Here is a 209-nt window from a genome sequence, read left to right on the forward strand (position 1 = left end):
AGTGGTAGTTCAGTTGGTTAGAATACCGGCCTGTCACGCCGGGGGTCGCGGGTTCGAGTCCCGTCCACTCCGCCAACTCATTTGCTTGCAAATGTAATAGATAATTATCAAAGCTTGAACTGTAATACTCCAGTGGAGTGGTAGTTCAGTTGGTTAGAATACCGGCCTGTCACGCCGGGGGTCGCGGGTTCGAGTCCCGTCCACTCCGC

1 tRNA gene is annotated in these 209 nt (G+C 54.1%); it reads left to right on the top strand.

Annotated elements, in window-relative coordinates:
* Nucleotides 1-134: 134 nt before the first annotated feature.
* Nucleotides 135-208 (top strand) — tRNA-Asp (locus tag Q0794_RS18240).
* Nucleotide 209 lies beyond the last annotated feature (1 nt).

The sequence above is a fragment of the uncultured Psychromonas sp. genome, from assembly GCF_947489755.1.
Taxonomy (GTDB): Bacteria; Pseudomonadota; Gammaproteobacteria; order Enterobacterales; family Psychromonadaceae; genus Psychromonas.